Genomic DNA, 19,239 nt, shown 5'->3' on the forward strand with positions numbered 1-19,239 from the left:
GCCCGTCCAGGAGCCGATTCCCCATGCCGCTCCGTCACCGGACCAGCACCCCGCCCCGACCACAGACCGTACCTGTCCGGACAGCAGATCGCGACGTCCGTCCGGTCCCAACCTGCCCACTCCAGAACAAATTTGTGTAAACCCGGCCGGACTGTGATCTCCATCATGCAAGCGCTCTCTCAGGGCGGGAACCGAGTCCGGTCCGTGAACGTATCGCCCGTCGTTCCAGGGAGGGACGGCCATCACCCGGTAGAGGGAGCCGCCCGGCTTGGCCGCCTGCGAGGATGAGTGGGTGGCGAACGTCCTGGTCCGCGGGTCGACCTATCTGCGCTGGGTCTACCTGTTGCTCGGCGCTGCCCTGGTGCTCGCCTTCATCCTGGTCGACAGCGGTCTCGCCTCGCTGCTCGACGGCCTGCACTTGCCGAAGGTGCTGTACGCCGTCCTCGTCATCCTGATCGGGGTCGTCCCGCCACTCGTGCTGGGCACGCTGCCCGCCGTTCGCGAGGTGGAGGGCATCGCGGCCGAGTCGCTGCTCGGGGTCCGCTTCGAGGAACGGCCGCTCGGCCCGTCCCGCACCTGGCCACAACGCCGCCGGACGACCATCTGGTTTTGCCTGCACCTGGCTGCCGGTGGGTTCGTCGGTGTGCTGTCCACGATCGTCTTCGGCCTCGGCGCCGTGCTGATCGCGGCCCCGTTCCGCTCCCCCGGCTCGCACCAGCTCATTCCCGGCGTGACATACCGGATCACCGGCCGGTGGACCGACTTCTGGATGCCGTTGGCAACCATCGCGGCGATCGTCGCGCTGATCCTGCTGTCCGCGGGGATCGGGGCACTGCTCGCGTACGCCGCCCCGCGGCTGCTCGGGCCGACGCCGGCCGAGCGGATCGAGCTGCTCGAACGCCGGACTGCGACCCTTGCCGAGCGCAACAGATTGGCCCGCGAACTGCACGACAGCGTCGGCCACACGCTCAGCCTGGTCACCATCCAGGCCGCCGCCGCCCGCCGGGTGCTCGCCACCGATCCCGCCTTCGCCGAGAAGGCGCTGGCCGCGATGGAGACCTCGGCCCGGGCGGCCCTCGCGGATCTCGACCACGTTCTCGGTCTGCTCCGCGATGATCGGCGGACCGGCTCGCAGACCGCTCCGCAGGCGACCCTCGGCAACCTCACCCGGCTCGTCGAGGCAACCAGGGCCGGCGGCATCACGGTCGGCGTACGGCGTACCGGAGATCTCGAGCAGTTGCCCGCGGCGGTCTCGCGGGAGGCGTACCGGATCGTCCAGGAAGGCCTCACGAACGCGATCCGGCACGCGGGCCGCCCGGCCGGCGAGCTCAGCGTCGATCTGCTGATCAGCCTCGACAAGTCCGGTCTGCTGCTGGAGCTGACCAACCCGGTCAGTGCGGGCGCGGCCGACCACTCGGGCGGCGGCCGGGGGCTGGCCGGTATCCGTGAAAGGGTCGCCGTACTGCGCGGCACTGTCGAGGCCGGCCTGGTCGCGGATCGCTGGCGACTCGCGGTGAGGCTGCCGGTGGCCGTCACAACGAAGGCCTGACCGGGCGGCGGGTGGCGCAGAGATGGAGGATGACAGTGGAGATTTCGGTAGTGGTGGTGGACGACGAGCCGCTGATCCGGAGCGGACTGCGCGCGATCATCAACGCGGAGCCCGACCTGACCGTCGTAGGCGAGGCCGGTGACGGCGCCGAGGTGCTCGGGGTGGTCCGCCGGACGCGGCCCGACGTCGTCCTGATGGACGTCCGGATGCCCGCTGTCGACGGCATCCAGGCGACCCGCCTACTGCTCGACGGCCTCGACCCCGCACCACGGGTGCTGGTCGTGACGACCTTCGAGAACGACGACTACGTGTACGACGCGCTGCGCGCCGGGGCATCCGGTTTCCTGCTGAAGCGCACTCCCCCGGACGACATCATCGCGGCGATCCGGACGGTCGCCGGGAGCGAGTCGCTGCTGTTCCCGGAGGCGATCCGGGCGCTGGCGCTCGCTCATGTCGCCGACCAGGATCAGCCGACCGGGCTGCACGAGTTCCAGCTGACCGACCGCGAGCAGGAGGTACTGCGGCTGATGGCGCGCGGCCTGTCGAACGCTGAGATCGCCACCGAGCTCATCCTCGGCGTGCAGACGATCAAGACGCACGTCGCGAACCTGCTGGCCAAGCTGGGCGCCCGGGACCGGACCCAAGCCGTGATCCAGGCGTACGAGTCGGGATTCGTCCCGCTTCGCTGAGTGCTTACGTGTCGGCGGGGTCGACGTTCTCGTCGGCGAGCACGCAGGCATTGTGCAGTGGGTCGATCTGGTCGGCCTGGACCGCGATCCGCTGGAGCAGCATCCGGAAGATCATCCGCTCGCCGTCGTCCAGGCTGCCCATCACGCTGTCCTCACGCTCGGCCAGCCGGCGCTCCAGGTCGCAGAGCGTCTTCTTGCCCAGGTCGGTCGGGACGATCAGCCGGGCCCGCCGGTCGGTCGGATCGGCCTGGCGCTGCACCAGACCGGTCTTCTCCAGGTCGTCCAGCAGGTAGGTCATCACCGTCCGGTCGACACCCAGCTGGGCCGCCAGGTCGAGCTGGCGCTTCGGGCCCTCGCTGACCGTGGTGGCGAGCACCTGGTAACCCCGCGGGCCGCCCGGGACGTCATTCAGCGCATCGGCGGCCGCCTTCGCGTACCGCCGGAACACGACGCCCAGAGCCCAGCCGAGGTCTGCCTCGACCGAGGTCCCGCGGGCTACCCGGGCATTCACCTCGGGCGACGAACTGGTCATGAAAGCCATCGTACGTGGTCTGCGCCACTCAGAATACGATCTGACTTGAATATGTTCTGCTTGGAAGACTATCTTGGGAGCAGCTCAGATTGAGCGCCCCACCAGTTTTTCGAGAGGAACGACATGACCACCCTCCTTCGCGTCGATGCCAGCATCCGGGTCGACGGATCTGTCAGCCGTGCGCTCGCCGACAGCGCCGAGGCGGCCTGGCAGGCGGAGCACCCGGACGGCGTCGTGGTCCGGCGCGACCTCGGTCGGCACCCGATCCCGTCGAACGTCTGGCCGGCCGTGATCAGCGCCAAGATGGGTTTGGACAGCCCCTCCGATGCAGACCGCGCCGACACCGCGGACGCGCTCGCGCTGGCCGCCGACGTCGTGGCCGAGCTGAAGAACGCCGACGCGGTGCTGCTCGCGGTACCGCTCTACAACTTCGGGATCTCCCAGCACGTGAAGACCTGGATCGACCTGCTGCTCTCCGAGCGCGACCTGGCAACCGGACCGGGTCCGGTCCAGGGCCGGCCGATCATCTTCACCCTGGCCCGCGGCGGCGGCTACGGCGCCGGCGCTCCGCGCGAGGGCTGGGACCACGCCACGCCGTACCTGGAGCGCATCTTCGGCGACGTCTTCGGCATGAACATCCGCAAGGCCGTCGCGGAACTCACCCTGGCATCGGTCACTCCGGCGATGGCCGAGCTGATCCCCGCTGCCAAGGTCTCCGAGGAAGAGGCCCATGTGAGCGCCAAGGAGCACGGCGTCACCGTCGCCAAGGAGCTCTTGGGCGCCGCTGCTGCCTGAGCTCTCGGCACTAGGGCGTGTCTCTCTAGTCGCTGTCTTCTGCAGGTGCCGTGCTCGAGCCGGCGCTCTGCCAGACAGACAGAGTCACTGAAAGCGTCACCGGTGTGGGGTCGGCCAGTACTGCGATCCGCTCCGCCAGCTCAACCTTGTCCGTATGCCGCGCGCTCGGCGTCATCGCCACCAGCAGCTCGACCGCCGGGTGATCGAGCCGCATCGCGACCTCGACGACTTCGCTGCCGAGCTTCTCGAACGAACCACCGAGCGACTCGCTCAGCCGCCGCTCCTTCTCCTCATCCACCCGAACAAGGCCCAGTACGCCGACCAGCTCGGCCAAGTGCGCCTGGTTGGGGGTCACCACGAGCAGTGATCCGCCGGGGGCAAGGATCCGGGCCATCTCGGTGGCATTGCGCGGCGCGAACACATTGAGCACCAGGTGCGCGGCCTGATCCCGCACCGGCAACTCCTGCCACGCATCGCAGACCACTGCGCCGATCCGCTCCGGATCCACCTTGGCTGCCCGGCGGGCGGCGTACCGAGAGACGTCCAGTGCCAGCCCGCGCCGCCCGGCCTGCGCCTCAACCACACCGGCCAGGTAGTACCCGGTACCTGCCCCGACCTCGACCACGAGCTTCCCGTCGGCCGCTGCGCCTCTGGCGCGCCCTTCGACCGCTGCGCCCGTGGCCGCCGTACTGGTCCGCGCGCCACTGGGCTCCAGCTCCGCGGCGGCGGCAATCAGCGCTTGGCGGACCGGCGCGTAGAAGGTTCCGGCAAGGAACTGGTCGCGGGCGTCGACCATCTCCGCGGAATCGCCTTCGATACCGGTCGAGGCCGAGGGCAACAAGTTGAGGTAGCCCTGTTTGGCGAGGTCGAAGGCGTGCCGTTGCGGGCAGTACGCAGTACGGCCGGTCAGGGTCAGCGCGTCGCCGCAGACCGGGCAGCGCAGTACGGAGACCAGGTCGGGATGCACACCCGGGAGACTAGGCCATGACCTGCAGCTGACTCTTAGGCCGAGGCGGCCGACCAGCCCAGTACGGGGGTGCTAGCCGTTGATGTCGCGGCTGGTGAAGCGGGCCCAGGCGGCTGCGTAGAAGACGCCCAGGTAGGCGGCTTGCAGCAGGAGGTTGCGGATGATCGCGTCCCAGTACGGTGGATCCCGGAGCAGGTCGGCGAACGAGGGCCAGCCGTACATCAGCAGCCACGGGTGGATCTCGTCGATCTGCGGGATCGCGCCGAGGATGCCGAACACGATGAACGCGCCGAACGTCGCCGCCATCGCGGCGAGCGGGGTCGAGGTCAGCGACGACACGAACAGTCCGACCCCGGCGAGCCCGAGCAGCGACAACGCGACCAGGATCGCAATCCCGAACGCCCGCAACAGCCCGTCGGCCAGCGACACCGTCGTCCCCGACAGCAGAACGACATCGCCGACCGGGAACAGCACCACGCCGGCGATCAGCCCGGCCAGCCAGATCGTCATCGTCGCGGTCAGGCAGAACACCACCAGCGCGACCATCTTCGCCGCGAGCAGCCGCGATCGCCCGGCCGGCGCCGTCAGCATGTTGCGCAGGGTGCCGAGACTCGCCTCGCCCGCGAGCGACTCTCCTGCCACGACCGTCACAGCGGTAGGCAGGAAGAACGGCAGCGACAATCCGAGACTCGCGACCACCAGGAAGAACCCGTTGCCGGCGATCTGACCGATGAACCCCTCGCCGCCCTCGGTCCCGGACAGCTTGATCGCGACCCCCACCAGCACCGGTACGCCGGCCAGCACGGCAAGCGTCACCCACGTGCGCGCGCGCCCGAAGACCAAGTGCAACTCGGAGGCGAACAGCGCAATCGTGTGCCGCCCGGCGGTCGGTCGCCGGGCGTTCTGGTTGTTCACCTTGGCCAGGTCGCGGCGGTCCGCGGTTTCACTCAGCGACATCGAATCCCTCCCCGGTCAACGCGACGAAGGCATCCTCGAGGCTGGGGTGCTCGAGTCCGAATCCATGGATCCGGACGTCCGCGGCAACCAGCGCAGCGGCGAGCTTGTCGATCGGCAGCTCCCCCGGATCGCCATCGACGGTCACATCCAGCCGCCGTACGTCGGTGAGCCCGAGGCCGGTCAACGTCGTCGCGGCTTGCTCGAGGTCCGGCGTACGGACGACCAACCGCGGTCGAAGCTCGGAACGCAGCTCGGCCATCGTCGACTGGCGCACGATCCGGCCCCGGCTCATCACCGCGGCGTGCGTGCACACCTGCTCGACCTCGGCGAGCAGGTGGGTGGAGGTGAAGATCGTCGTACCGTCGTCAGCCAGCTCGCGGATCAGCGAACGCACCTCGCGGGTGCCCTGCGGATCGAGCCCGTTGGTCGGCTCGTCGAGCACCAGGAGATCGCGGCGTTGCATGAGTGCGACGGCGATCGCCAGGCGCTGGCGCATCCCGAGCGAGTACGCGCGGACCTTCTTGCCTGCGGCGTTCGACAGCCCGACCCGCTCGAGCGCCTGCCCGGCGCGCAGCTTGCGCGTCCGCGGGTCGGCGGTGCGGTCGGCGGCGTCGAAGCGGAGGAGATTCGCCAGCCCGGTCCAGAACGGGTAGAAGGCCGGCCCTTCGACCAGCGCACCCACCCGGGGCAACACGGAGAGCTGAGCCTTGGGCATCGGCTCCCCCAACAACTCCACCGACCCAGAAGTCGGCGCGATCAGCCCCAGCAGCATCCGGATGGTCGTCGTCTTGCCCGACCCGTTCGGCCCGAGAAACCCGAAGACGCTCCCCGCCGGCACCACCAGATCAATCGCATCCACCGCCACCTGCCCACCCCGGAACCGCTTGGTGAGCCCCTGCGTGACAATCGGCGCCCCAGCCAACCGTCCATCAGCCACGGCCGACGAGCTCACCTGCCCAGCCCCCGCCGCCGCCGACTGAGGCGTTGGTGAGGACGGTGCAGTGGTCGCCGGTTTGGCAGCTGCTGCAGGTGCGGCTGACTCGCCGGTGGGGTGGGGAGCAGCCTCGGGGGGTGAGGTCTGCTCCCCGGAGGGTGGCGTCGGGGTCATCGGGGTGGCGGCGGCGTGGGTCAGCGGGGAGCCTTGGCGGCGGCTGCTTGGAGGGCGTCTGGGGTTACCAGACCGGCGAAGATCCGGCCGTCGGTGGTGATCAGGGCGTTGACCATCTTGGTGGACAGGATCTTGCCGCTGCCCCACGTGCCCTGGACGGTCGGCGCCTTGGCCAACAGCTGGTCGAGAGTGGCGTTGCCCGTCTGCGCCTTGCCGCGCACCATGACGACGCTGTTCCAACCCTCACCGATGACGGTCGGCTGGTCCCCGGACGGTTGCGACGGCTTGGTCGGCGTCCCCGGCTTCGGCGTGATCGGCGGGGTCTTCTTGCCGGGTGCCTTCGACGGGAGCTTCTCCTCCGTCACCTTCACACCCTTCGGCGGTGTGAACGCGAACGTGCTCGCCGACGGTACGTCGAACGACACTGCCGAGAAGCCGAGCTGCACCGCCGGGTCCTTGCCGGTGCGCGGCATCACCGTCACCTGCAGCGGCACCCAGGTCTTCGAGTCGACCGCCAGCGTCACCGAGCCGACCGTGGTCTGGTCTGCCTTCGGCACCAACCGCAGCTTGTACGTATCGCGGCCGGCCACCTTCTCCGTACCGCTGACCTCGACCTTGGTCGACGGGTCGATCGCGGCGAGGAACTTCTTCGCGGCGGCCTGCGGATCGTACGCCTGCTTCTCCGGCGCGACCTGCGGCTTGCCCGATTGCGCCGGCAGCGCCAGCTTGGTCGCCTCGCGCTTGGCCGAGTCGTAGGCCCACGCGGTCTTGCCGTCCGTGGTCAGCACCCGCTCGGCCATGTCGTCGAGCACCGAGACGCGCGCCTTGTCAGGCCCGGCGAAGGCGACCCGCGCGGTGTGGTCACCGGTCAGCAGGTCGAGGAACTGAGTGGCCTTCTCGCCGCCCATCCCGGGCAGCGACGGCAGACCGAGGTCGGTGGACGACGTGACCGTGCCCGACAGCCCGTCGACCTTGGCGGTCTGAACGCGGGCGAGTAGCTCCTGCGCGGTGATCGTCGGCAGGTCCGGAGACGCGTCCGCGACCATCGGCCCGAACGCCCCCACACCTGCGACCACTGCGACTGCCGTGACCGGCACCAACCACCGTCGACTGCGCTTCGCTGCACCCATGTCTACAAGACTCGCACCGCGCACCCGTCGAACCAAGTGCCTCAGGGTCCGTTCACCCAAAAGAGTGAGCGCCACGCACCTCGCCCGCAGTACGCCCACTCAGGGACGTACTGCGGGCGCAGGAGACTACAGACCGTCAGCGGCTCTGCAACGCGTCCAGGGCGACCGTCATCGCGGCGGCCACCCGGAAGTCGAGCCGGGAGTCCTGCACGCTCACCCGGTACCGGTCGCGCACGGAGACCTTGCGCTCCACCGACAGCACCGGCTGACCAGACGCCCGGTCCTTGAAGTCGAAGTGGAAGATGAACGGCAGCGGGATTTCGCCGACGACCGGGATGAACTGCCAGATCCGCCGGACGATCGCGACGGTCTGGTTCCGCTCGCTCCCGTCCGTCTCCAGCCCGGGGGCGGTCAGCTGCCAGCTCGACCGCAGCAGGCTCTTGCCGAACTCCTTCTTGAACCAGCCGATCGACTGGCCGTTCGCGTCGAAAACGTCGTACCCCGAGCCGAGGTCGAGCCGCTTGCGGGCCTTGAAGGAGAAGACCGCCTGGGCCTTCGACTCGTCGGCGTAGAAAGTGACCTCTTCCTTGAAGGCCATCCGCTTCTGCTGCGCGAACGCGAGCAGCGGCCCGTCGGTGCCATCCGGGTTGGTGGTGAGCAGTTCGTACCTGTTCACCATCAGGGTGATCCGCTGCTTCATCGAGAAGGCGGGAACGTACATAGGCGCAGGGCCTTGAGATGGGACCGTCATGCGGAGGAGTGTGTCACCTCGGCAGGCTCATCCGGCGCCCTGTCACGCCACAGTGACGCCACAGTGACCGCCACTCCACAAGCCAGCGCCCCCAACCGCACACCGCGCGCCATCCCGGCCGCCTCTGCCGAGTCCGACGCCAGCTCGAGCTGGATCGTCCCGACTCCCTGCAGTACGAGGTCCCGCGCTACTTCCACGCCATGCTCGACAGCCTCGTCCACTGTCCGCGCAGGACGCCACAGCACTCCATAGTCGGCCTCAGGCCTCTCAGCACCCACCTGTACTACGAGCGCCTCAGCCTGCTCAAGCTGCGCCGCAGCCGCGACCTCGGCCACGATCAGCCGGACCGTCTGGGCCCCACCAGCCTGTACTTCCCCCGTGGCCGCGGTTGCATCGCCACTGATGACCGCGCCCGGCTCTACTCCCGGCAACCCCCGCTGCCCCCACGCCTCTTGGTGCACAGCCCATGACAGCGGCCGCCGGGCAGCCCAGCCGCTCCTGACCAGCTCCGGCGCTGCAGCGAACTGCTCCACATGGCCCACGCACAGGTAGCCCACCAGCTCCACGTGCGCGGGAAGATCTAGTACCCCCGCCACTTCGCCGGGCTCGAAGAAGGACACCCAGCCGACGCCGAGCCCCTCGGCGCGCGCCGCCAGCCACAGGTTCTGGACAGCGATCGCTGCTGAGAACCAGGTGGTCCGGGGATCCGCATGCCGGCCCAGCACGTGCCGTCCGCCCCGCCCTGGGTCACAGGTGACTGCGATGTTCAGCGGCGTCTCCAGGATGGCCTCGATCTTCAGGCCGTCGAAGGCACTGCGCCGATCAGCGGGCAGTGAAGCCGCGAAGGCATCCCGCTGCGCAGTGGCGAGGTCGTGGATCTTGCGGCGAGTGGCGACATCCCTGATCAGCACGAAGTCCCACGGCTGGCTCAGGCCCACGCTGGGCGCCCGATGCGCCGACTCCAGCACCCTGGTCAGTACGTCGTCGGCAATGGGTCGGTCAAGGAACCCCCGTCGCACATCACGCCGCTCGGCCAACACTCGGTGTACTACGTCCCGCTCCCCCACCGGATACCCCGGAGCAGCCGTCGCCTCGTTTACGGGGGACTCCGCTGCCGCGTCTTCCGGTAGCCGTCCTATGGCCACAGTCGCTCGCGCTGATGCCTGCTTCAGTACAAGGAGCTCGGCGCCGGTGAGGACCACAGCTGCCTCAGCGACACTCGCAGTACCGGCTAGGCGGTCGACCTGGGCGCTCGGGGTCGGTACTGGTTGCTGGGAGAGCTCCAGCTTGGTTGCAGTGAACAGTGGGGCTCCCAGGGAGGCCGCTAGCCGCTGCAAGCCGGGTTCTGTCTCTTTGCCATCGACAGTGACGATCAAGGTAACGCCCGCTGGCTCTAGACCTGCCAGGGCCGAGTCGACCAGATCCCGCAGCTCCCGGTACGACGTACCGGAGCGCAGGCCGATGCCCAGGACGAGGCTCACTTCTCCAACCCCGCGTGGACCCGTGCTGCTGCCACGAACCTGGCCGGTACGTCGGGAGTCGCCGTCCAGTGCAGGTGGAGGTAGGAGGCATGGATCTGGGAGTGGGCGAAGCCCTCCTGCCGGCCACCCGGCAGGTACCAGGCAGCCGGGACGTCCTCGTCGAACTCCACCGTCGTGCGGTGGAACTCGTGCCCGTGGACGCGGCGGCCTTCGTCGAAGAGCGCCGTCGTCGAGGCGGCGATGGCGGTGCGGTAGCCAAGCGTCAGGCGGCTCGTCATCTGCCCCTTGGCCGGCAGGACGCCGGTCAGCTGGTGGCCGTCCAGTTCGCGGCACAGGTAGAGCAGGCCGGCGCACTCGGCGACGACCGGCAGACCGGCGGCGACCTCTGCGGCGACCTGGTCGCGCAACGCGACGTTGCCGGAGAGCGCTTCCGCGTGCAGCTCCGGGAAACCGCCGCCGAGGTAGAGCGCTGATGTTGCTTCTGGCAACGATTCGTGCAGCGGGTCGAAGGTGACGACGTCCGCACCGGCCGCGGTCAGCAGCTCGGCCGTCTCGGTGTAGCGGAACGAGAAGACGGGGCCGCCGGCCATCGCGATCACCGGGCGGCCCTCTTCGGCCGGGGTCACTTCAGCTGCCGGGTCCCAGGCCGTCACATCGAGCGGAGCGGCTGCTCGGGCGGCGGCGATGAAAGCTTCGAGATCGACGCCTTGCTTCACGAGCTCGGCCGCCGCATCCACTGCCGTCGCGGCTTGCTCACGTTGCTCGTCGGCCGGGATGAGGCCGAGGTGGCGGCTGGGGACGGTCAACCTGGTGTCGCGACGTAGTACGCCGAGGACAGGTATGCCTGTTGGCGCGACGCCGGCACGTACCTCGGCCTCGTGCCGATCCGAGCCGACCTTGTTGAGGATCACGCCGACGATGCGGACACCGGTGTCGTAGGCAACGAACCCCTGGACGACGGCGCCGACGCTGCGTCCTGCCGCGGAGGCATCCACCACGAGTACGACCGGGGCCTGCAGCAACTTCGAGACGTGCGCGGTCGAGGAGTACCCCTCGGTGCCGAGCGCCCCGTCGTACAGGCCCATCACGCCTTCGATCACGGCGATGTCGGCGTCGGCGCAACCGTGCGCGAACAGCGGCGCGACCCGCTCCTCACCGGACAGCATCGGATCGAGGTTGCGCCCCGGCCGCCCGGTCGCCACGGCGTGAAAGCCAGGGTCGATGTAGTCGGGCCCGACCTTGAACCCGGCAACTCTGTGCCCAGCCCGCCGCAAGGCAGCCATCAACCCGACCGCCACGGTCGTCTTCCCCGCTCCCGAGGAAGGCGCGGCCACTACCACGCGGGGAATCACCACTCGATGCCTTTCTGGCCTTTCTGGCCGGCGTCCATCGGGTGTTTCACCTTTGTCATCTCGGTGACCAGGTCGGCTGCGTCAAGCAGGCGCTGGTCGGCGTTGCGGCCGGTGATGACGACGTACTGGTGGCCGGGGCGGGAGGTCAGGGTGTCCACTACCTCGTCGACGTCTACCCAGCCCCACTTCATCGGGTAGGTGAACTCGTCGAGGACATACAGGTCGTGTGTCTCGGCGGCGATCCGGCGCTGGATCTCGCGCCAGCCCTCGAGTGCGTCGGCGGCGTGGTCCTCCTCGCTACCGGCCTTGCGGGACCAGCTCCAGCCCTCGCCCATCTTGTGCCACTCGACCGGGCCGCCCTCACCCGTTGCCTCATGCAACTTCCCGAGGGCCCGGAAAGCGCCCTCTTCGCCGACCTTCCACTTCGCGCTCTTGACGAACTGGAAGACGCCGATGTTCCAGCCCTGGTTCCAGCCGCGCAGCGCCATTCCGAACGCCGCGGTCGACTTGCCCTTCATCTCACCGGTGTGCACCATCAGCAGCGGCCGGTTCCGGCGCTGCCGGGTGGTCAGTCCGTCCTGCGGTACGACGTTCGGCTGTCCCTGCGGCATCAGGCGGCGCTCCGTTCGGTGACCGCGCGAACAAGCTTGCCCGCGGCAACTTCTCCCAGATCCAGGTACTCCGCGCCGAGGTCGGCGGCGAGCTCGGCCGCCAGGCCCAGCCGCACTCCGCGATGCGGCTCGCAGTCCAGTACCACCGACGCGATCCCCTGCTGAGCGAGCCAGCCGGCCGCTTGCTTCGCCTTGGCGAATGCCTTGTCGCCGGCGGTCGCGCGGCCGTCGGTCACGAGTACGAGCAGGGGACGCCTGCGCGGATCGCGGATGGCGGCGATTCGCAGTACGTCGGAAGCTTTCAGCAAACCCTCGGCGAGCGGGGTACGGCCACCGGTGGGCAACGATTCAAGCCGCCGTACTGCGGTCTCGACGCTGCCGGTCGGAGGTAGAGCTACGGTCGCGTCGGCGCCGGCGAAGGTGACGAGGCCGACGGTGTCGCGGCGCTGGTAGGCGTCGAGCAGGAGCGAGACGATCGCGGTCTTGACCTCGGTCATCCGCTTCTTCGTGCCCATCGAGCCGGATGCGTCGACACAGAACAGGACGAGGTTGCCCTCGCGACCTTCCCGGACTGCGAGCCGTACGTCGGAGGTGCGGACGGCGAGGCCCCGACCCGAACGACCGCGCGCGTGCTGGTGCGGCGCGGCGGTGCGGATGGTCGCCAGGAGATGCGGACGGCCGGACTCGCGACCGACGCGAGCCCGGTCGCCGACTACCCGGCCGACCTCGGTGAGCGCTCTCGAACGCCGGCCGGCGACGCCAGCGCCCGCCGATTGCACGCTCAGGAGGCGGGCCTTGTACGGCTCTGAACTGGCGGCGACCTGGCCTGTCGGCGCGGGTCCGGGGAGAGCGCTCCCCGCATTGTCGGACTTGTCCGGGTCAGCGGCGTCCGCCGGAGGCTGCGTGGCGTCGGGATGGTCCGCGTCGGTGTTCGGCGCGCGATCGGTGTCCGTCGGCGAGGTGCCGTCGGGGCCGTCGGGGTTCCCGCCGTCCGGCCCACCATCTGGAGCTCCGTCGGGACCGCCGTCCGGGTCGTCTTCAGGGTCGTCTTCGGGGTCGGGGTCTGGTGGGGTGCTGTTCTGGATCGCCTGCTCGAGTTGCTCGTCGTCCAGGCCGGGAGCGTCGAAGGGGTTGCGGCGCTTGCGGTGCGGGAGGGCGAGCTTGGCGGCGGCGCGGACGTCCTCCACCTCGACGACGGTCCGGCCCGACCAGGCGGCGTGCGCTACCGCAGTACGGGCCGTGACGAGGTCGGCGCGCATGCCGTCGACGTCGAAGGAGGCGCAGATCTCGGCGATCTGGCGGAGGGCCGCGTCGGTGAGGATGACATCGGCCAGGCGGGACTGGGCCTTGACGATGCGCTCGGACAGCTCGGCCTGCACACCGGCGTACTTGCCGATGAAAGCGGTCGGATCGGCCTCGTACGTGAGTCGCGCACGCATCACCTCGACCCGTACTGCGGGGTCGCGGCTGGCCACGACGTCGACGGTGAGGCCGAAGCGGTCGAGCAGTTGCGGGCGGAGCTCGCCTTCTTCGGGGTTCATCGTGCCGACCAGGACGAAGCGCGCTGGGTGGGTGATCGAGACGCCGTCGCGCTCGACGGTCGCGCGGCCCATCGCGGCGGCGTCGAGCAGTACGTCGACCAGGTGGTCGTGGAGGAGGTTGACCTCGTCCACGTACAGCAACCCGCGATGGGCTGCGGCCAGCAGACCGGGCTCGTAGACGGTGACGCCTTCGGAGAGCGCTCGCTCGAGATGCAGCGACCCGAGCACGCGATCCTCGGTCGCCCCCACCGGCAACTCGACCAAGCGGGCCGGTCGGGAGATCGCCGCGGGAAGAGATCCTTCGCCGGAGGTGTCGGGGGCGGGGACGGTGTGAGAGCCGGGGGTGGTGCGGAGGGCAACGCCAGCACCTGAGTCGTTGGCGGCCGCGGCATGGGGGCCGTCGGGGCAGATCGGGTCGGGGTTGGCGGGGTCGCAGGAGAAGCGGCAGCCTTCGATCACCTCGACGGTGGGGAGGATCTCGGTCAGCGCGCGGACGGCGGTGGACTTCGCCGTACCCTTCTCGCCACGGATCAGCACGCCCCCGATCGCCGGCGACACCGCGGCGAGGATCAACGCCAGCTGCAGATCACCCATCCCGACGACAGCGGTGAACGGAAAGCCACCCGGCAGGCGCCGACCGTTGGACGGGACGGAGCCCGAGCCGCCCGGCAACCGCTGGTCGCCCGAGATCGCGGAGCCCTCGGGTCCACGATCGCCGACTGCAGAGGTACTGCCCGCCTGGCCGGTGGAGGCGGTACTGGCCAACTGGTCGGCCGCGGAGGTACTGGCCGGCTGGTCGGTGGAGGCGGTCGACGGTGGCTCACCTGTCGGGGAGGTGGAGTTGGTCGGAGTTGACCGCATCGGCGGTGGTTTCCCTTCGTCCCGCGGGTGTCCACGCCCGCCTCGGCACTTGGCACGCCGGACGCGCGGAGAGCGCTTCCTGGCGGACGGCAGCAGATGTCCTGGCTTCCGGGATGACCCCGGTCACAGTGGCGGGACCGCCCCGGAATCCAGCCATCACAGGCCGTCACCGGTGTTCCTCCACTACCGTCCCGGCGATCATTCCACACCCCCACCCAGCCCCCCAGCCACCCTCCGCACCAACCGCCCGCCCGCTCCGCGCGACGTTTCAGGGGTTAACCCCTGAGAGTGTGGGTTGCCTAGCGAGATTCTGGCTGGGCAACCCACCGTCTGAGGGGTTAACCCCTGAAACGTCGCGCGATAGGTAGACGGGGGTGGTTAGTTGGTGAAGGCTTTTGTCAGGTGGGTGGCGGCTGAGCCGCCGGGGAGTTCGCCTACGCCGGTGATGGGGGTGACGGTGATGTAGCCGGCCGCCAGCAGGACCTCGTCGGTGTTGGTGTCGGTAGCCGGCGGGAGGGTTTGCAGGCCTACTACCGGCTCGCCGGTCGGTGCCGTCTCCAGTACCAGCCGGGAGCGGTCGTACCCGACCAGGCGGGCCCAGCGGGCGCCCTTCAGTTCGGACACCGGTACGTCGGGGACGTTGACGTTGATGACCGTGCCGGCCGGCTGGCCGCGGAGCCAGGAGAGCGCTTCCGCAGCGACGACGCCGGCCGTCTCGATGTACTTCGGATGCTCGGAGTCGACGCTGATCGCGAGGCCCGACAGCCCCTGGGTCGCGGCAGTCAGGGCGGCGGCGACCGTGCCGGAGTGCAGGATCGGTCCGATGTTGTGGCCGTGGTTGATCCCGGACACAACGATGTCCGGCGACGGGCCGAAGGCGCCCAGCCGGGCCAGCGTCACCGCCAGCGCGGGCGTCCCGTCGATCCCGATGAAGCCGTTCTCGCCGACCTTCGACGCGATCGCCTTGCCGATCATCCCGGCCCGCGAACTGCCGACGCCGCTCTGGTCATCCCAGGGCGCCACCACCTGTACTGCGTGGCCGGCCTCCTCGAGGGCCGCGGCGACCGCCTGGATGCCCAGGGACTCGTAGCCGTCATCGTTGGTGACCAGGACTCTCAGCTGTTCGGGCGCCATGCGCCCACCCAATCACACCCTGGCCGCCGCCGCGGCCCGACGTCTCAGCCGCGATCCTCGATGTCACCTTCTGTTTCCAGAACGGCAGTGCGCAGGGTTTCCAGTGCTTCCGCGCTCGGCTCGGACCACAGTCCGCGCTGGGCCGCCTCGAGCAGCCGTTCGGCGATCCCGTGCCGCGCCCAGGGATTCGACTTGCGGAAGAACTCGGCGATCTCCGGGTTTGCGACGTACTCCGTGGTGAGCGTCTCGTACATCCAGTCGTCGACCACCCCGGCCGTGGCGTCGTACCCGAACAGGTAGTCCACCGTCGCCGCCATCTCGAAGGCGCCCTTGTACCCGTGCCGCTGCATCGCCGCCATCCAGCGCGGGTTCACCACGCGGGCCCGGAAGACGCGCTTGGTCTCCTCCTCCAGCGTCCTGGTCTTCACCTGCGCCGGTACGGCGGAGTCGCCGATGTACGCCTTCGGGTTCGAGCCGGTCAGATGCCTGACCATCGCGACCATGCCGCCGTGGTACTGGAAGTAGTCGTCGGAGTCCATGATGTCGTGCTCGCGGGTGTCCGCGTTCTTGGCCGCGACCTGGATCCGGGCGTAGGCCCGCTCCATCGACGGGCGAGCCTCCGCGCCGTCGAGGTCCTTGCCGTAGGCGTAGCCGCCCCACACCGCGTAGACCTCGGCGAGCTCGGCGTCGGTGCGCCAGTTCCGGGCGTCGACGAGCGGCAACAGCCCAGCGCCGTACGAGCCGGGCTTGGAGCCGAAGACGCGCGCGGTGGACGAGCGCAGGTCATTGCCCGCAGCAACATCGGCGTCGACGTGTGCCCTGAGATAGTTGCTGTCGGCATCTTCATCCAGCGCGGCGACGGTACGGACCGCCTCGTCGAGCAGCGAGACGACGTGTGGGAAGGCGTCGCGGAAGAAGCCGGAGATCCGGATCGTCACGTCGACGCGCGGCCGGCCGAGCTCCGCCAGCGAGACGATCTCGAAGCCGGTCACGCGGCGGGAGGCCTCGTCCCAGACCGGGCGGCAGCCGAGCAGCCAGAGCACCTCGGCGAGGTCGTCACCCTGGGTGCGCATCGCGGACGTCCCCCAGACGGTCAGGCCGACCGATCGCGGCCACTCCCCCGTCTCGGCCTTGTGCCTGGCCAGCAGCGAGTCCGCCAGCGCGACGCCGACGTCCCAGGCGTTGCGGCTCGGGATCGCCTTCGGGTCGACGGCGTAGAAGTTCCGTCCGGTCGGCAGCACGTTCACCAGGCCACGGGTCGGTGACCCCGACGGGCCGGCCTCGACGAAACGGCCGGCCAGCGCGCGCAGTACGTTCGTCAGCTCGTCGCCGGTGCGCGCCAGCCGCGGTACGACCTCGTCGGCGGCGAACTGCAGTGACGCTCTCACCTGCGGAGCCTCGCGACCGACCACCTCTTCGATGACGACCGGGACCTTGCCCGCGTCCCAGGCCAGCGTCTCCATCCCGACGACCAGCTTGCGGGCGACGGCTTCGAGGATGTCGACGCCGTCGGCGCCACTCACGGCCGGGAGATCAGCCAGCGTCGCCAGGTCGGCCAGCTCCGGTACTGCGACGCCCGGGTTCGCCAGCATCGCGGCTTCGTCGACGCCGAAGGTCTGCCCGAGGGCCGCTCGCAAACCGGGAACCGCGCCCGAGACGCCGCCCCACATTTGCTGCGCCCGCAGTACGGCGAGAACGAGGTTGACCCGGGCCTCCCCGTCCGGCCCGCCGCCGAGGATGTGCAACCCGTCGCGGATCTGCACGTCCTTGATCTCGCAGAGGTAGCCGTCGAGGTGCAGGACGAACTCGTCGAACTCCGCATCCTCCGGCTTCTCCGACGTGTGCAGGTCGTGGTGCAGCTGGGCCGCCTGGATCAGGGTCCAGATCTGCGCCCGCAGGGTCGGCACCTTGTCGGGGTCGAGCGCGGAGACGGTGGCGTACTCGTCGAGCAGGTACTCGAGCTTGGCCATGTCGCCGTAGGTCTCGGCCCGCGCCATCGGTGGTACGAGGTGGTCGACGATCACGGCATGGCCGCGGCGCTTGGCCTGCGTACCTTCGCCCGGGTCGTTGACGATGAACGGGTAGACGAGCGGCAGATTGCCCAGTACTGCGTCGGGCGCACAATCAGCCGCCATGCCGATGCCCTTGCCCGGCAGCCATTCGAGCGTGCCGTGCTTGCCGAGGTGGACAACCGCGTGGGCGCCGAAACCGCCCTCTTCCTCGGGCGCTTCGAGCCAGCGGTACGCCGCGAGGTAGTGGTGCGACGGCGCCATATCCGGGTCGTGGTAGATCGCGACCGGGTTCTCGCCGAACCCGCGGGGCGGCTGGATCATCAGTACTACGTTGCCGAACCGGAGAGCCGCGAGAGCGATCGCGGGCTCGGCGCCCGACTGGTCGACGTACAGGGAACCGGGCGCCTCGCCCCAGGCCTCGATCATTGCCTTCTGCAACGATTCGGGCGTTCTGCCGAACCAGCGTGCGTACGTCGAGAGCGGGATCTTCGCGACCGCGCCGGAGAGCTGGTCGTCGGTGAGCCAGTCGACGTCGTGGCCGCCCGCGGCGATGAGGCGGTGGATCAGGCCGTCGGCGCCGTCCGCGCCCTGGAGCTCGTCGAGGTTGAGGTCGGGGCCGAGGTCGTACCCGGCGTCCTTCAGCTGGCCGAGGATGACGACGGCCGAGGCGGGGGTGTCGAGGCCGACGGCGTTGCCGATGCGGGCGTGCTTGGTCGGGTACGACGAGAGTACGAGCGCGAGCTTCTTGTCCTTGGGCTGAACGTGCCGGAGTCGCGCCTGCGCGACCGCGATGCCGGCGAGCCGGGCGCAGCGCTCTTCGTCAGGGGCGTAGCTCGCGATGCCTTCGGAGTCGTACGCCTTGAAGGAGAACGGGATCGTGATCAAGCGACCGTCGAACTCGGGGATCGCGACCTGGGTGGCGGCGTCCAGCGGGCTGATCGCGGCGTCGCTCTCGAGCCACTGCTCACGGGTCGAGGTCAGCGCGAGGCCTTGGAGCAGCGGGATGTCGAGCGAGGCGAGTGCGCCTGCGTCCCAGGAGTCGTCGCCGCCGGCCGTTGCGTTCGAGGCGACCGTGCCGCCTGCTGCCAGGAGGGTGGTGACCAGCACGTCGCATTCGCGGAGCAGCCCGAACAGCTCGGCGTTGTCCTCGTGGGTGGGGTCGAGGCCGCGCAGCGTTCCGCAGTACAGGGGTAGCGGTTGGGCGCCGGCTTGCTCGATCGCGATCGCGAGGGCGTCGACGAAGGCGGTGTTGCCGGAGATCTCGTGCGCGCGGTAGTACACGATGCCGACGACCGGCCGGGTGTCTTTGGTGAACGTGCGGCCGGCGCGGATCCCGTACGTCGGGAGGGTCTGTGGCGGGTCGAACTCGTCGCCGGTCAGCAGGATGGTGTCTTTGAGGAAGCCGGCCAGGTTGCGAAGGTTGTCGGAACCGCCTTCGCGGAGGTAGCCGAGCGCCTCCGAGACCGCGCCGGCGGGGACAGTGGACATCGACATCAGCTCGGCGTCGGGGGCTGCCTCGCCGCTGAGCACTACCGTCGGGAGACCCGAGGAGATGACGGCGTCGAGGCCCTCCTCCCACGCGCGGCGACCGCCCAGCAGACGGACCACTACGATCTCGACACCCTCGAGCAGGTTGGGGACGTCGGCCAGGTCGACCCGCGCGGGGTTGGCGACCTTCCACCCGGCCTGCGCTTGCGACGCGGCCAGCAGATCGGTATCGGCAGTGGAGAGCAGCAAAAGGTTCGCGGGCACGCGCGGCCGGTCCTTCC

General features: G+C 69.6%; 15 protein-coding genes and 1 riboswitch. Of the genes, 3 read left to right on the forward strand and 12 right to left on the reverse strand.

The genetic code is table 11. From position 1 onward, the window contains the following. Positions 1-292: 292 nt before the first annotated feature. Positions 293-1,549 carry a histidine kinase gene (locus G3I17_RS42095; RefSeq protein ID WP_164596607.1) on the forward strand — a complete coding sequence of 419 codons (1,257 nt, stop codon included), beginning with the start codon at positions 293-295 and terminating at the stop codon, positions 1,547-1,549. Between the two features lie 35 nt (positions 1,550-1,584). After that, a complete protein-coding gene (locus tag G3I17_RS14920; protein ID WP_343238310.1) occupies positions 1,585-2,238 on the forward strand; it encodes a response regulator transcription factor in 654 nt (217 codons plus the stop codon). Positions 2,239-2,242: 4 nt separating this feature from the next. Here the strand turns inward: G3I17_RS14920 and G3I17_RS14925 are convergent, their stop codons facing one another. Continuing rightward, positions 2,243-2,770, reverse strand: coding sequence for a MarR family transcriptional regulator (locus G3I17_RS14925; RefSeq protein ID WP_164596609.1), 528 nt, complete (start codon positions 2,768-2,770; stop codon positions 2,243-2,245). Positions 2,771-2,893: 123 nt separating this feature from the next. On the opposite strand from G3I17_RS14925, the gene G3I17_RS14930 reads away from it, so the two are divergent. Further along, positions 2,894-3,565, forward strand: a complete 672-nt coding sequence (locus G3I17_RS14930) for an NAD(P)H-dependent oxidoreductase (protein WP_164596610.1) — start codon at positions 2,894-2,896, stop codon at positions 3,563-3,565. 25 nt (positions 3,566-3,590) lie between these two features. On the opposite strand, the gene G3I17_RS14935 is transcribed toward G3I17_RS14930, so the two are convergent. From G3I17_RS14935 to cobN, 11 genes are all read right to left on the reverse strand, one after another. Continuing rightward, positions 3,591-4,532 (reverse strand): putative RNA methyltransferase, encoded by a 942-nt coding sequence (locus tag G3I17_RS14935; RefSeq protein ID WP_164596611.1) that lies wholly within the window; start codon positions 4,530-4,532, stop codon positions 3,591-3,593. Between the two features lie 72 nt (positions 4,533-4,604). Then, entirely contained in the window at positions 4,605-5,489 is an 885-nt protein-coding gene (locus tag G3I17_RS14940; protein WP_164596612.1) for an ABC transporter permease, read from the reverse strand. Then, on the reverse strand, positions 5,476-6,597 hold the full coding sequence (locus G3I17_RS14945) for an ABC transporter ATP-binding protein (protein WP_203590203.1): 1,122 nt from the start codon (positions 6,595-6,597) through the stop codon (positions 5,476-5,478). The genes G3I17_RS14940 and G3I17_RS14945 overlap by 14 nt, the downstream gene beginning before the upstream one ends. A gap of 20 nt (positions 6,598-6,617) precedes the next feature. Next, positions 6,618-7,727: a DUF2092 domain-containing protein gene (locus G3I17_RS14950; protein ID WP_203590204.1), complete on the reverse strand. Its 1,110-nt coding sequence runs from the start codon at positions 7,725-7,727 to the stop codon at positions 6,618-6,620. A 136-nt stretch (positions 7,728-7,863) separates the two neighbouring features. Beyond that, a complete protein-coding gene (locus G3I17_RS14955; RefSeq protein WP_239062537.1) occupies positions 7,864-8,478 on the reverse strand; it encodes a hypothetical protein in 615 nt (204 codons plus the stop codon). Then, positions 8,475-9,959, reverse strand: a complete 1,485-nt coding sequence (gene bluB / locus G3I17_RS42100; protein WP_164596613.1) for a 5,6-dimethylbenzimidazole synthase — start codon at positions 9,957-9,959, stop codon at positions 8,475-8,477. Before bluB ends, G3I17_RS14955 begins: the two co-directional genes overlap by 4 nt. Next, the gene (locus tag G3I17_RS14965) at positions 9,956-11,311 is read right to left on the reverse strand and encodes a cobyrinate a,c-diamide synthase (protein WP_164596614.1); all 1,356 of its coding nucleotides are present in this window, start codon (positions 11,309-11,311) and stop codon (positions 9,956-9,958) included. The genes bluB and G3I17_RS14965 overlap by 4 nt, the downstream gene beginning before the upstream one ends. After that, on the reverse strand, positions 11,308-11,922 hold the full coding sequence (cobO, locus tag G3I17_RS14970) for a cob(I)yrinic acid a,c-diamide adenosyltransferase (protein ID WP_164596615.1): 615 nt from the start codon (positions 11,920-11,922) through the stop codon (positions 11,308-11,310). The genes G3I17_RS14965 and cobO overlap by 4 nt, the downstream gene beginning before the upstream one ends. Beyond that, positions 11,922-14,057 carry a magnesium chelatase subunit D family protein gene (locus tag G3I17_RS14975; protein ID WP_164596725.1) on the reverse strand — a complete coding sequence of 712 codons (2,136 nt, stop codon included), beginning with the start codon at positions 14,055-14,057 and terminating at the stop codon, positions 11,922-11,924. Before G3I17_RS14975 ends, cobO begins: the two co-directional genes overlap by 1 nt. A 340-nt stretch (positions 14,058-14,397) precedes the next feature. Next, a riboswitch (cobalamin riboswitch) is annotated at positions 14,398-14,527 on the reverse strand. A 175-nt stretch (positions 14,528-14,702) separates the two neighbouring features. Further along, a complete protein-coding gene (locus G3I17_RS14980) occupies positions 14,703-15,458 on the reverse strand; it encodes a 5'/3'-nucleotidase SurE (RefSeq protein ID WP_164596616.1) in 756 nt (251 codons plus the stop codon). Positions 15,459-15,502: 44 nt separating this feature from the next. Continuing rightward, on the reverse strand, positions 15,503-19,222 hold the full coding sequence (cobN, locus tag G3I17_RS14985; RefSeq protein WP_343238311.1) for a cobaltochelatase subunit CobN: 3,720 nt from the start codon (positions 19,220-19,222) through the stop codon (positions 15,503-15,505). Positions 19,223-19,239 lie beyond the last annotated feature (17 nt).

Source organism: Streptomyces sp. SID13031, from assembly GCF_010548305.1.
Classification (GTDB): domain Bacteria; phylum Actinomycetota; class Actinomycetes; order Propionibacteriales; family Kribbellaceae; genus Kribbella.